Genomic DNA, 12,849 nt, shown 5'->3' on the forward strand with positions numbered 1-12,849 from the left:
CCTAAATTTAGCGCATTTGGGCCCAACGGCTTGTCCGCGCCCGTCACGCGGGGACGCGTCCGGGGCGGTTAAGGGTCCCTTTCGGCGGGCACCGGAGCGGAAGGCGGGCTGCCCGCGGCCGTCGGGACTAAATGGTGCACGGAATGCGTTTAACCCCAGTACGGAAAGACCCGACTAAAGTTGGAGCCATGAATATTGAAGAGACGCCTCTTCCCGGAATTGGCGTGCGCAGGGAGCTGCGCCTGGCCACCGGACGGCGGGTGGGCGTTGTGACCCACCGCGACGGCCACACGGAACTGATCCTCTCCCGCGTGGACGACCCGGACGCGTGCGCCGCGTCCATCCCGCTCAGCGCCGATGAGGCCTCGACGCTGGGCCAGCTGCTGGGTTCTGCCCAGCTGGTTGCACAGCTGACGGCGGAGCAGGAGGACGTCTCCGGCATCAGCACCCACCAGATCATGATCCGCAAGGGCACCGCGTTCGCGGGACGGCCGCTGGGCGACACCCAGATGCGCACCCGCACCGGCACCTCCATCGTGGCCCTGCTGCGCGGCGACGACGTCATCGCCTCCCCGCGCCCCGGCGAGATCCTGAAAGTCGACGACCTCGTCGTCATCGTAGGCACCGACAACGGCCTGGCAGACGCCGCCCTGATCCTGCAGTCCCGGCCCTAGCTGCACCATGGACCCAACGACCCTCTCACTGATCCAGCTCGGCATCGTCTTTTTCGCGCTCGGATTCCTGGGTCGTTTGGCCGGCCGCATCGGCATGTCGCCGGTCCCCCTGTACCTGCTGGGAGGGCTGGCATTCGGCAACGGCGGCTTCGTCAACCTCGGCGGCATTGACGACTTCGCCCACATCGCCAGCGAGATCGGCGTCATCCTCCTGCTGCTTATGCTCGGACTGGAATATACGGCAAAGGAACTGGTCACTGGCCTGCGCCAGTCATGGATGGCCGGACTGGTGGACCTTGTCCTGAACATGCTGCCCGGAGTCGCCGTCGCCCTGATCCTTGGCTGGGGCCCCGTGGGCGCGCTGGTCATGGCAGGCATCACCTACAGTTCCTCCTCCGGCATCATCGCCAAGGTGCTGGGCGACCTCGGCCGCCTCGGCAACCGCGAAACCCCCGTCATCCTGGCGGTGCTGGTCATTGAGGACCTCGCCATGGCCGCCTACCTGCCCATCCTGACAGCCGTCCTGGCGAGCGTGTCGTTCCTGGGCGGGCTGACCGCCGTCGGAATTTCCCTGGCCGTCATCACCATGGTCCTGCTGGGCGCACTGCGGTATGGGCACATGGTCTCCAACGTCCTGGACAGCCCGGACCGGGAATCGTTTCTGCTGAAGCTGCTCGGTGCAGCGCTGCTGGTGGCGGGGGTGGCCTCGGCGCTGCAGGTCTCGGCCGCGGTGGGCGCGTTCCTGCTGGGCATCGCCATTTCCGGCGGCACGGCCGAGAACGCCACCCGGGTCCTGGAGCCCCTGCGCGACCTCTTCGCCGCCATGTTCTTTGTGCTGTTCGGCCTGAACACAGACCCCCGCACCATCCCGCCGGTCCTGGGCGTGGCGCTCATCCTTGCCCTGGTCACAGCCCTCACGAAGGTGGCCACGGGGTGGTGGGCGGCGAAGCAACAGGGCATAGGCGTGCCCGGCCGGGCCAGGGCCGGCGCGGCGCTGATTGCCCGGGGCGAGTTCTCGATCGTCATCGCCGGGCTGGCCGTGGCATCCGGCGCCGTTCCCACGGAGCTCGCGGCCCTGGCCACAACCTACGTGCTGATCATGGCTGTCAGCGGCCCCATCGCCGCCCGGTACGTGGAACCGCTGGTGCGCGTGGTTCAGGGCAAGAAGCCGGAACCCGCCATTTAGGCAGCCCGACGGCGGCCCGCGACTTTTTGCGTCCTTCCCGCCTTGGGCAGGGCCGTAGTATGAGGGAACCGGCGGGCGGCTTCGCCCAACGGCACCCTGAGGAGATCACCATGGCATTTGGACGACGCAACCGACCCAGTCTTTTGGGCACCGCAGCCCGCACGGCAGTCATTGCCGGCACAGCCACGGCAGCCAGCAACGCGGTGAACGCCAAGGCCGCCGCGCAGCATGCGCAGGCAGTTCCTCCCGCAGCCCCCGCAGTGGAGGCCGCTCCCGTGGCAGCCCCGGCCGATGACCTGCTCAACAAGTTGGAACGCCTCGCCGCCCTGCACGCCTCCGGCGCCCTGACCGATGCCGAATTTGCAGCGGTGAAGGCATCCATCATCAGCTGACGGGCGTGTCACTGGTCATGAGCACACCGCGGCACGGGCTAGAATCAATAGCGGAACTTCAGCTGCGGCCTGCCGCACATGGGTTCCAGTGCGGGCGTAGCTCAATGGTAGAGCGCTAGCTTCCCAAGCTCGATACGCGGGTTCGATTCCCGTCGCCCGCTCTGTGTGAATGCTGTTGCCCCCGGCCTGGCCGGGGGCAACAGCTGTTTAACATGCGCTGCGGATTAACGCACCGGTGCGTGTAGGGTCAGGCTACGGGGTCATTTTGGCCCCACCTTAGGGAGCTGACATGGGCGACAAATCACCACGGCAAACCGCATCGAAGAAGTCAAGCAAGTCCATCAAGGAAAAGCGCGCCGACAAGCGGGCCGGCGAAACCGCTGCAAACATTGCTGACAAACCCACCCCCGCAAAGAAAAAATGAGTGCCGCGAGGACCGGGCTGCGGCTCGGCGTTTTAGGCAAATCCAGCAAGCCCGATGAGCGGCGTGCACCCATCCACCCCGAGCATTTTTCCCGCATCGAGCCCGACATCCTCGCCCGGATGGTGGTTGAGGAGGGGTACGGCACCCGCTTTGGCATGTCAGACGGCGCGCTGGCCGGTTTGGTGGGCTCGGTCGCCTCCCGCGAGCAGGTCATCGCGCAGTCGGATGTACTGCTTCTGCCCAAGCCGCAGGCATCGGACCTGGCCGACATGAAGGACGGCCAGGTGCTGTGGGGCTGGCCGCACTGCGTCCAGGACCGCGCCATCACCCAGCTTGCCATCGACAAGAAGCTGACGCTGATCGCCTTTGAGGTCATGAACCACTGGGCCTCCGACGGCGGTTTTGGGCTGCACGTGTTCCACAAGAACAACGAGCTGGCCGGCTACTGTTCCGTCATGCACTCCCTGGCACTGACCGGGTCCACCGGCGACTATGGCCGCCGCATGAGCGCCGTCGTCATTGGCTTTGGTGCCACGGCCCGGGGTGCCGTGACGGCCTTGAAGGCCCTGGGCATCCACGATGTGCAGGTGCTGACCAGCCGGAGTGTGGCAGCCGTTGCCGCGCCGATCCATTCGGTCGAGATGGTGCAATTTGATTTCGCACCCGAAGCGCCGCACGCCGGTTTTGTCATGCTTGAGGACGGGGATGTACCGCTGGGCGAGTTCCTGGCGGAGGCGGACATCGTGGTGAACTGCACCCTGCAGGACCCCAACGCGCCCATGACGTACCTGACCGAGGCGGACCTTGACGGGTTCCGGCCCGGCAGCCTGATTGTGGACGTCTCGTGCGACGAGGGCATGGGGTTCAGCTGGGCCCGCAGCACAACGTTCACCGACCCCATGTTCACCGTGGGCGACCACATCAACTACTACGCCGTGGACCACAGCCCCAGCTACCTGTGGAATTCGGCCACGTGGGAAATCAGCGAGGCCCTGATGCCGTTCATCGAGACGGTGCTGGAGGGCCCGGACGCATGGGCTGGACGGGACACCATTCAGCGCGCCATTGAAATTTCCGACGGCGTCATCGTCAACCCGGCCATCCTTGAGTTCCAGCGGCGCCAGGAGGCGTATCCGCACCTGCCTCTGGCCGAAGGTTAGACGGAGCGGCTAGAACAGTTTGTGGGACGCCTCCGGCAACAGTGGTTCGAACAATTCGACCAGGTTGCCGGAGGGGTCCTCCAGCAGAATCTGCCTGACTCCGATTCCTTCGATGATGCCGCCGCGGAAATGAACTCCCGCCGCGCTGAGCCGGGACGCCTCTGCGTCCAGATCGGGCATCTGAAGTGAGAACCTGTTCCACCCGCCCGGCGCCGGCACGGCGCCGTCGGGCGTGGCCCTGCCTCCCCCGCCGGGGGCGCCCTTGGCATCCACGGATCCCGGGGCGCTGAGCAGCAGCCGCAGGCCGCCGAGGGTGAGCATCGCGAATCCGGGTGCCGGATGCATGACTTCCGTGAACCCCAGCAACCGCACGTAAAAGTCCAAGGCGGCATCGACGTCGTGAACGATGTACCGGACACTGACCTGCTCCATGACCTCCTCCATCCTGTCCTATTGGCGGTATTGCCGCACGAGCGGGCATTCAAAGGGGTCCGCCGCAGACAGGCCCACCCGGTTCAGGTAGCGCACCACAATGGCGTACGACTCCAGCAGGCCAGTCTCGGTGAAAACAATGCCGTTGCGTTCACAGGCCTGCCGCACCATGGCGTTGGCGCGGGGCAGCTCGGGCCGGGCCATGTCCGGGAACAGGTGGTGCTCCACCTGCCGGTTCAGCCCGCCCATGAGCGTGTCCATGAACCAGCCGCCACGGATGTTGCGGCTGGTGACCACCTGGCGGGTGAGGAAATCCACCCGGCTTCCGGCCTCCAGAACGGGCATGCCCTTGTGGTTCGGCGCAAATGAGGCGCCCATGTAGAACCCGAAGACTCCCATTTGCACGGCAAGAAACGCAAGGGCCATTCCCCACGGCAGCACCATGAACAGCAGGGCCAGGTAGACACCGAATCGCAGCACGAGCATCGCAATCTCCACGTACCGGTATTTGACTCCGCGCCGGGCAAACAAGGTCCTGCCCGAGTCGAAGACCAGGCTGACACCCAGGAACAGGATCAACGGAAACAGCAGCGTTCCCTGGTGTCGGGTGAAGGCGGCGGGCAGTCCGTGCTTCGCGGCAGCACCTTCCTCATGGAACGCCACCACCCCCGTGTGGATGTCCGGGTCCTTGCCCTTGGTGTTCGGGTTTTGGTGGTGGGCAGTGTGCTTCTTGACCCACATGGCGTAGCTCATGCCCACCAACAGCGGCCCGAGGATCCTGGCGCTCCAGTCATTGACAGGGCCCGAGGCAAACACTTGGTGGTGGGCAGCTTCGTGCCCCAGAAAGGCGAACTGCGTGAACAAGACCCCCAGGGCTGCGGCGATCAGCAGTTGGAACCAGGTCTGCCCCAGCAGCATGAAGCCGGCGCCTGCGGCGGCGAGCAACAGCAGCAGTACGGCAAACACCACCGCGTAGAAGGTTCGACGGCGGCGCATGAGGCCTGCGGTCCGCACACTTTTCAGCAGCACCGCATAGGTCTCAATGATCGGGTTGCCGCGAGTGGGACGATCCACGGCGTGACGCGGCCCTATGGCGGGTCTGAGTCGTGCTTGCATGGTGTCACCGGCGGGTCAGGGTCGACCGTCAAAGCCGGCAATTGAGAGCGAAAAGGATCTTCCGTAGCTTCCATTTTAGTCCCCCGACCGATGGAAAGACCGGGCCGCTGCCGGGCGAAATTGCGCCGCCAGGCGCTGCCCAATTCCTGGGCCGGCACCCAGCCACTGCGCGTAGCATGGCCGCATGGTTGATTCACTGACCAGGGAACAGCGCCATAAAGTGATGTCGCACATCCACAGCAAGGACACCAAGCCGGAAATGCTGGTGCGCCGGATGTTGTTCGCCGAAGGTTACAGGTACCGGCTGCATGCGGCAGACCTGCCCGGCACTCCGGACCTGGTGTTTCGGCGCCGCCGTGTGGCTGTCTTCGTCAACGGTTGTTTTTGGCATTCGCACAGCTGCCCCAACGGCACACACAAACCCGCCACCAATGCCGAGTTCTGGGAAGCCAAGCGCAACAGGACCGTTGAACGCGACGGGCAGGCGCTCACCGAACTGGCCAATCGCGGCTGGACGGCCGTCACGGTGTGGGAATGCGAGTTGCGAAGCCTGAACGCCGTGGCCGATTCCCTCCACCGCGCCCTGGGGCCGCCCCGGCTTTAGCCCGCGGGCTTCGCTTCAATGAAAATCGGGTGCCTGGCGCTGCGCAGGTTCAAGCGCAGTGTCAGCTGGCCCCGCTTGGCCAGCACCAGCCCGATCACCACGGCGGCCAGGGCCTGCCCGCCAATGAGCACCATGATGTACAGGCTCATGACCCTGCCTCGGATCGTGACATTCGTGGACATTTGCACCAGCTGGTTGGAGCTGGTCAGGAACAGCAGCGAGGCAAAGCCCGCCACCACCATGACGGCGCCAAACGTGACCATGTTGGGGGCCAGCGAGGCGATCATCAGCACCACTCCGTAGGCACCCGCCGCAGACATGACACCACGCAGGCGCAGCGTGGCGACGCGGGTGGAGGCCAGTGCCCCGCACAGCGCACCGAGCGCAACCAGGGTGTTCAGCAGGCCGTAGCCTCCGGCACCGGCGTCGAACACGTTGTTGGCGTAGGCGGCCATCAGCACCGGCAGGCTTAGGCCAAAGATGGCAAAAACGGCGGCCATCATGGCCGGCCAGAAGATGGTCGGCTTGCCAATGGCGTAGCGGAAACCCTCCGCGAGCTGCCCCTTGGCGCGCTTCACCGGAGGCATGAGCACCAGCTCGTTCTTGCGGATCAGCAGCAGTGAGATGACGGTGATGGTGCAGGCCAGTGCATTGGCGGCAAAGGCCCAGCCGCCGCCGATCGCCATGATCATGACACCGCTGACTGCCGGGCCGATCATGCCGCCCAGCTGGAAGATCGAGGAGTTCAGGCTGATGGCGTTGCGCAGTTGCGCCGGCCCCACCAGTTCGTTGACGAAGACCTGGCGGGCGGGCTGGTCGGCCACCACCACCAGGCCCAGCACGAAGGCGATGACATAGATGTGCCAGACCTCAAGGTGCCCGGTCAGCGCCAGCACGGCCATGATTGCCGCCAGCGCACCGGCCGCGCCCTGGCTGATCATGAGGATGAGGCGCTTGGAGTAGCGGTCTGCGAGGATTCCGCCCAGCGGCATGAGGACGAGGGAGGGGATGAACTGCATGAAAACGGTAATTCCGACGGCGGTCACCGAACCTGAGAGCTCCAGGACCATCCAGTCCTGGGCCACCCGCTGCATCCAGAGGGCGATCACGGCCAGAAGGTTGGCGGAAGCGAAGATGCGGTAGTTTCGGATCTTGAGCGAGGAGAACGTCTGGCTCCACGGCGGCCGGGTGGTCACGATGTTGATGGGGGCGGTCAGGGCGGGATTCTGCGGTGTTGAGGGGGGAGTCAACGGATCAGTCCTGGGACTCGAAGGTGATTGGGCTTTACCTCTTCAACCATAGGCCGTAACAATTTATGCCGAAATAGTATGATGCCTATAAACACTATTGAAGAACGTAATAGTCCCTAGGATGTGGACCGTGTCGGACGCCCCAACTTTTGACCCCGTTCAGCTCAAGAGCTTTCTTGCGTTGGCAGAGACCCGCAACTTCACCAGGGCCGCCGAACGGCTGGGCATCAGCCAGCCAACGGTCAGCCAGCATGTGCGGAAACTGGAGCAGGCGGCCGGGCGAATCCTGGTCACCCGAGACACGCGCGAACTCCGCCTGACGGACAACGGCGACGCCATGGCCGGCTTTGCCCGCACCATCCTGTCCGCCAACGACGCCGCGACCCGCTACTTCTCCGGTGCCGCCATGAAGGGCCGGCTGCGCTTTGGCACTGCCGACGACCTGGCCATTACGGGCCTGCCCCGGATCCTGCGTGAATTCCGCCAGCTGTACCCGCAGATCAACCTCGAGCTGACCGTCAGCCAGAGCGACCAGCTGCACCGCCGCCTCAAGGCCGGCGCCCTGGACCTCGTCTTCGTCAAGTGGGTGTCCGGCGCACAGGAGGGCGAGGTGGTCAAGAAGGACACCTTCGACTGGGTGGGCCTCGAGCAGACCGTACTGGAGCCGGGCGAGCCCGTGCCAGTCATCGTCTACCCGGCCCCGAGCCTGAGCCGGAAGCTGGCGCTCGACGCCCTCGAAGCCGCGGGCCGCACCTGGCGGGTCACCTGCACCACCAAGCAGATCAGCGGGGTCCTGGCTGCACTGCGGGCGGGGATCGGCATTGCCGTCATGCCGACCTCGCTGGTTCCGGAGGACTTAAAGGTGATCACCAAGCGCTTCGACCTGCCGCCAGTGGGCGACGTCGACTTCACCCTGATCCGCAACCCGCTGGCCAACACCGAGGTGGTCGACGCCCTGACCCGCGCCATCATGGGCCGCAAACTGACGCCGGTGGGACGGCGATAGGTGGCCCCGAAGCCGGTGCGGTAAGGCAGCTCACAGCCATTCCTGGGCCCGCGGCGGTAGACTTGACCCCGTTATGATGCGAACAATGTTTAAGTCCAAGATCCACCGCGCCACCGTCACCCACGCCGACCTGCACTACGTGGGCTCCGTGACGGTCGACGCCGATCTGCTGGACGCTGCGGACATTCTGCCAGGCGAGCTCGTCTCGATCGTGGACATCACCAATGGTGCGCGCCTGGAAACCTACACGATCGCCGGCGAGCGTGGGTCCGGCGTCATTGGCATCAACGGTGCCGCCGCGCACCTGGTCAACGTTGGCGACCTCGTGATCCTGATGACCTACGCCCAGATGAGCGACGCCGAGGCGCGCGACTATGTGCCCTCCGTCGTCCACGTCGACGCGAACAACAAGATCGTCCACCTGGGCAGCGATCCGGCCGAGGCCATCACCGAGGGCCTGCTGCGCCCCGCCTTGGCGCAGTCCCGCTAACCCAGTCCCGCCTGCCCGCCCCGGCAACTTCCGCGGGTGCCGATGGTGCGGCCAAGGGGTGCAGTCCGGGCATCGGCGCCCGGTTCACTAAGCTGTAGCTTGTGCTGTCCGTCATCGAGGGTTTCTCCGTAGTCTGGCTCATCATCCTGGTGGGCTGGTTCGCGGGCCGCAAAAAGGTCCTGGGCGAGAACGCCCAAATCGTCCTGAGCAGGCTCTCCTTCTTCGTGGCGAGCCCGGCACTGCTCGTGGAGACTCTGGCCCGGGCGGATCTCCATGTGGTTTTTGCCGCGCCCCTCCTCGTGGCCGCGGCCAGCGCCGTCATCACGGCCGGAATCTGCCTTGTCATCGTAAAATTCTGGCTCCGGCGCACGCTGGCCGAATCACTGCTGGCAGCCATGTCTTCCTCCACCGCGAATGCCGCCAACCTGGGTATTCCCATTGCGGCATATGTCCTGGGCGACGCGGCCTTGATTGCCCCCGTGCTGGTTTTCCAGCTGGCGTTTTACACGCCCGTCTACCTCATGCTGCTCGACGGCCTCACGAGCGGCCGCCGCGCCACGCCCGGGCGGGTGCTGCTGCAGATCATCAGCAACCCGATGATCCTTGGCACCGCGGTGGGCCTGGTGCTGTCGGCCACCGGCTGGGCGCTTCCGTCGCTCGTGGCGGAGCCGCTGCACCTGATCGCCGGCGCCGCCATCCCCTCCATCCTCATCGCCTTCGGCATGTCGCTGGGGACCACGCGGCCGCTGAACCCGGCCGACGGCAGGCGCCCCGACATCCTCCTGGCCACAAGCTTCAAGTTGGTGCTGCACCCCACCGTCGCCTTCCTGTTGGGGCACTTTGCCTTGGGGCTGGGCGGGGCGGAACTGTTCGCCGTCGTGATTGCCGCGGCACTGCCCACGGCACAGAACGTCTACGTGACGGCGCAGCGCTACCAGGTGGGCGTCGCCGTCGCCAAGGACACCGTGCTCCTGACCACCGTGCTGGCCATTCCGGCAATGTTCGGCGTGGCGTTCCTCTTGGGCTGAGTCGGCGGGGATGCGCGGTACGCTTTCGTTATGGCTAGCAAATCCGCATCAGAGTTGATCACGGCAATCACCACCGGCTACACCTTTGAGGGCTCCTCGATCGCCCTCGGCGCGGCCATGGCCGACGGCGAAATCCACCCGGAAGCGCAGGTGTCGCTGCCGCTGGCCATGATGAACCGCCACGGCCTCGTCGCCGGAGCCACGGGCACGGGCAAGACCGTCACGCTGCACATGATCGCCGAACAGCTTTCAACCGCGGGCGTCCCCGTCTTCATGGCTGACATCAAGGGCGATCTCACCGGCCTGGCCACGGCCGCCGAGGGCAGCGAAAAGCTCACCGCACGCACCCAGGCGCTCGGCCAGCAGTGGGAATCCAAGGCATTCCCCGTGGAGTTCCTGGCCCTGGGCGGCAACGGCAGCGGCGTCCCGGTCCGCGCCACCATCACCTCTTTTGGTCCCATCCTGCTGGCCCGCGTGCTGGACCTGAATGAAACCCAGGAATCCAGCCTGCAGCTCGTGTTCCACTACGCCGACACCAAGGGCCTGGAACTTTATGACCTGAAGGACCTGCGCGCCGTCATCCAATTCCTCACCTCCGACGAGGGCAAGGATGACCTGAAGGAACTCGGCGGGCTGTCCAAGGCCACGGCCGGCGTGATTCTGCGCAACCTGATCACCCTGGACGCCCAGGGCATGGGCGAATTCTTCGGCATGCCAGAGTTTGACACCGCCGAACTGCTGCGCACGGCCCCCGACGGCCGCGGTGTCATCAGCTGCCTGGAACTGCCCAGCGTGCAAGACAAGCCGCTGCTGTTCTCCACCTTCCTGATGTGGCTGCTGGCGGACCTGTTCCGCGACCTGCCCGAGGTGGGCGATCTCGACAAGCCCAAGCTGGTCTTCTTCTTCGACGAGGCGCACCTGCTCTTCAACGACGCCAGCAAGGCCTTCCTGAACGCCATCACCCAGACGGTGCGGCTCATCCGTTCCAAGGGCGTGGGCATCTTCTTCGTCACCCAGACCCCCAAGGACGTGCCCGCCGACGTCCTGGCGCAGCTGGCCAACCGCATCCAGCATGCCCTTCGCGCGTTCACCCCTGAGGACGCCAAGGCGCTGAAAGCCACCGTCTCCACGTTCCCGATCAGCGGCTACGACCTCGAGGAGGTCCTCACCAGCGCCGGGATCGGCGAGGCCGTGGTGACCGTCATGGATGAAAACGGCGCCCCCACCCCGGTGGCCCTGACCCGCCTGCGCGCCCCAGGATCCGTCATGGGCCCCAGCTCCCCCGACGCCGTCCAGGCCGTCATCGCGGCCTCCGCCCTCCTGCCCACCTACGGCACCGCCGTCGACCCCGTCTCCGCGTACGAGAAGCTGCAGGCACCCTCCGCACCTGCCGCTCCCGCCGCCCCCACGGGACCGGCCGTGGGCAGCCCCCTTCCCCCGCCGCCTCCCGTCAACCTTCCGGCACCCAAGAACGACGGCGGCATCGCCGCCGATGTCATCGGCGCCTTGGGCGGGGCTTTCGGCAGCGGCCTCAAGGGCGGGCTGCAGAGTGCTGCCAGGTCCATGGGGCGCAGCCTCATCCGTGACATTTTCGGCACGGCGCCGCGCAAGAGACGCCGATAATCGTGAGCACGATTGAGGTCACAGAGTCTGAAACCGGTACAGTGGACGGGATGAAGAACGGGACCCAATTGATTAAAACGACCGCAACATGGCTCATGATCTTCATGCTGGCATTGGCAGCGTGCATCGTCACGATCGTGGTCGTCAACAACAAAAGCTTTGGTCCCGAAGGCACGGTTTCGCACTACCTGAAAGCGCTCGAGGCCGGCGACGGCGCGAAGGCGCTGGGCCTGCTGCAGGCGAAGGTCCCCGCCGGCAACGCGGCCGGCCTGGACAGGGCAGCCCTGTCCGCCTCCATGGAGGGGTTGAAGGACCTCACCATCGGCGACGCCGTGGACGGCCCCGACGGCCAGAAGATCGTCACCGTCAGTTACACGATCGACGACGTCGGTTATTCCACTGAATTCAAGCTGGTGTCCGGTTCCAAGCAGTGGCTGTTCTTCGACACCTGGCAGATGGTTCCCGGCACGCTCCCCCACGTCGATGTTTCCGTGGTGAACGCCAACCAGGCGTCCATCAACGGTGTGGACGTCAACATGCCGGACGGTCGCAACTCCTTCGCCGTGTTTTACCCGGGCCGCTACGAATTTGAGTACCGCTCCCCGCTCTTCGCCGCTCCCCCCGTGGCGAGCGCCGTGACCGGCCAAGGTGCGGTGTCCGCCGTCGGACTGGCCACCGGGCCCACGAGCGAGCTGCTGTCGCAGGTGGACGGGACCATCCGCAGCTACCTCGACGCCTGCACGGAACAGGCCGTCCTGATGCCCACGGGCTGCCCCATGAGCGCCAGCACGGACAACCGCGTGGTGTCGGACGTGAAGTGGTCCATTCTGGAGTACCCCACCATCAGCATCACGCCGTACGGCGGGCAGTGGGTGCTGGCGCCGCTGACCGGCAAGGCCGAGGTTGCCTACCAGGAGCAGAACCTGTTCACCGGCTTGATCACGGATGTGAAGGTGCCGTCCGACTTCACGTTCTCCGCGACCCTGAGCATCAACGGAACCGACGTCAACGTCACCCCGGTTCTCGACTACTGACGCGCCCGGGCCCCTCGTGGTGATGGCAGGCAACGACGCCTCCACCCCCGTTGAGGGCTTGGCTGACGACGCCTGTGTTTAGCCCGGTATCGGCATGACGGCGAAGACGTAGACAATCGCGGTCACCAGCGCGTAGGCGGCAAAGGCGTAGCTGACTGCCAGGGCGCCCAGGGCGAGCGCACGTCCCCGTTCGCCGCGTGACTTGATTTGCTGGAGCGCGATGTGGCCCGGGCCCACGGCAAACACGAAGACCGCGGAGATCCCAAAGAAGACGAGGCAGGCGATGGCCACCGCCGTCATGGCGGCCGAGACCACGGACATCTTGTTCAGCGGTTTGAGAGCAGTTTCTTGAAGGTCCTGCATGGGTTTCCCCTCCACCCGGTCAGGCAAGCGATGGCGGTCGTCGCCATCCATCCCAGACTAGGGCAGC

15 protein-coding genes and 1 tRNA gene are annotated in these 12,849 nt (G+C 65.6%); 12 read left to right on the forward strand and 4 right to left on the reverse strand.

Annotation, left to right across the window (positions count from 1 at the left end; translation table 11 throughout):
* The first annotated feature begins 188 nt into the window (after positions 1-188).
* From JOF48_RS06610 to JOF48_RS06630, 6 genes are all read left to right on the forward strand, one after another.
* A complete protein-coding gene (locus JOF48_RS06610) occupies positions 189-674 on the forward strand; it encodes a cation:proton antiporter regulatory subunit (protein WP_209678693.1) in 486 nt (161 codons plus the stop codon).
* Positions 675-681: 7 nt separating this feature from the next.
* On the forward strand, positions 682-1,860 hold the full coding sequence (locus tag JOF48_RS06615; protein WP_209678695.1) for a cation:proton antiporter: 1,179 nt from the start codon (positions 682-684) through the stop codon (positions 1,858-1,860).
* Positions 1,861-1,970: 110 nt separating this feature from the next.
* A complete protein-coding gene (locus JOF48_RS06620) occupies positions 1,971-2,252 on the forward strand; it encodes an SHOCT domain-containing protein (protein ID WP_209678698.1) in 282 nt (93 codons plus the stop codon).
* 90 nt (positions 2,253-2,342) lie between these two features.
* Positions 2,343-2,413 (forward strand) — tRNA-Gly (locus JOF48_RS06625).
* Positions 2,414-2,541: 128 nt separating this feature from the next.
* Positions 2,542-2,676, forward strand: coding sequence for a hypothetical protein (locus JOF48_RS19865; protein WP_281067961.1), 135 nt, complete (start codon positions 2,542-2,544; stop codon positions 2,674-2,676).
* Positions 2,673-3,836, forward strand: a complete 1,164-nt coding sequence (locus tag JOF48_RS06630) for a N(5)-(carboxyethyl)ornithine synthase (protein ID WP_209678701.1) — start codon at positions 2,673-2,675, stop codon at positions 3,834-3,836. Before JOF48_RS19865 ends, JOF48_RS06630 begins: the two co-directional genes overlap by 4 nt.
* 9 nt (positions 3,837-3,845) lie before the next feature.
* Here JOF48_RS06630 and JOF48_RS06635 read toward each other — a convergent pair whose 3' ends face one another.
* Together JOF48_RS06635 and JOF48_RS06640 are read right to left on the reverse strand one after the other, a co-directional pair.
* The gene (locus JOF48_RS06635) at positions 3,846-4,268 is read right to left on the reverse strand and encodes a VOC family protein (RefSeq protein WP_245346429.1); all 423 of its coding nucleotides are present in this window, start codon (positions 4,266-4,268) and stop codon (positions 3,846-3,848) included.
* An 18-nt stretch (positions 4,269-4,286) separates the two neighbouring features.
* Positions 4,287-5,384: a fatty acid desaturase family protein gene (locus JOF48_RS06640; RefSeq protein ID WP_209678706.1), complete on the reverse strand. Its 1,098-nt coding sequence runs from the start codon at positions 5,382-5,384 to the stop codon at positions 4,287-4,289.
* A gap of 184 nt (positions 5,385-5,568) precedes the next feature.
* Between JOF48_RS06640 and JOF48_RS06645 the strand changes: the two genes are divergently transcribed.
* Positions 5,569-5,988, forward strand: coding sequence for a very short patch repair endonuclease (locus tag JOF48_RS06645; RefSeq protein ID WP_209678709.1), 420 nt, complete (start codon positions 5,569-5,571; stop codon positions 5,986-5,988).
* Here JOF48_RS06645 and JOF48_RS06650 read toward each other — a convergent pair.
* The gene (locus JOF48_RS06650; protein WP_209678712.1) at positions 5,985-7,238 is read right to left on the reverse strand and encodes an MFS transporter; all 1,254 of its coding nucleotides are present in this window, start codon (positions 7,236-7,238) and stop codon (positions 5,985-5,987) included. The two genes, JOF48_RS06645 and JOF48_RS06650, sit on opposite strands and share 4 nt — an antisense overlap.
* 130 nt (positions 7,239-7,368) lie before the next feature.
* On the opposite strand from JOF48_RS06650, the gene JOF48_RS06655 reads away from it, so the two are divergent.
* The 5 genes from JOF48_RS06655 (at position 7,369) to JOF48_RS06675 (ending at position 12,419) form a co-directional block, all read left to right on the forward strand.
* Positions 7,369-8,244 carry a LysR substrate-binding domain-containing protein gene (locus tag JOF48_RS06655; RefSeq protein ID WP_342591171.1) on the forward strand — a complete coding sequence of 292 codons (876 nt, stop codon included), beginning with the start codon at positions 7,369-7,371 and terminating at the stop codon, positions 8,242-8,244.
* Between the two features lie 73 nt (positions 8,245-8,317).
* A complete protein-coding gene (gene panD / locus JOF48_RS06660; RefSeq protein ID WP_209678718.1) occupies positions 8,318-8,734 on the forward strand; it encodes an aspartate 1-decarboxylase in 417 nt (138 codons plus the stop codon).
* A gap of 101 nt (positions 8,735-8,835) precedes the next feature.
* Positions 8,836-9,762, forward strand: a complete 927-nt coding sequence (locus JOF48_RS06665) for an AEC family transporter (RefSeq protein WP_209678721.1) — start codon at positions 8,836-8,838, stop codon at positions 9,760-9,762.
* Between the two features lie 30 nt (positions 9,763-9,792).
* Complete coding sequence (locus JOF48_RS06670) at positions 9,793-11,385, forward strand: helicase HerA-like domain-containing protein (protein ID WP_209678724.1); 1,593 nt, start codon at positions 9,793-9,795, stop codon at positions 11,383-11,385.
* Between the two features lie 50 nt (positions 11,386-11,435).
* Positions 11,436-12,419, forward strand: a complete 984-nt coding sequence (locus JOF48_RS06675; RefSeq protein WP_209678727.1) for a hypothetical protein — start codon at positions 11,436-11,438, stop codon at positions 12,417-12,419.
* Positions 12,420-12,497: 78 nt separating this feature from the next.
* Here JOF48_RS06675 and JOF48_RS06680 read toward each other — a convergent pair whose 3' ends face one another.
* Complete coding sequence (locus JOF48_RS06680) at positions 12,498-12,782, reverse strand: DUF4190 domain-containing protein (protein WP_209678729.1); 285 nt, start codon at positions 12,780-12,782, stop codon at positions 12,498-12,500.
* Positions 12,783-12,849 lie beyond the last annotated feature (67 nt).

Origin of the sequence: Arthrobacter stackebrandtii, assembly GCF_017876675.1 — a bacterium.
In the GTDB taxonomy this organism is placed as follows: domain Bacteria; phylum Actinomycetota; class Actinomycetes; order Actinomycetales; family Micrococcaceae; genus Specibacter; species Specibacter stackebrandtii.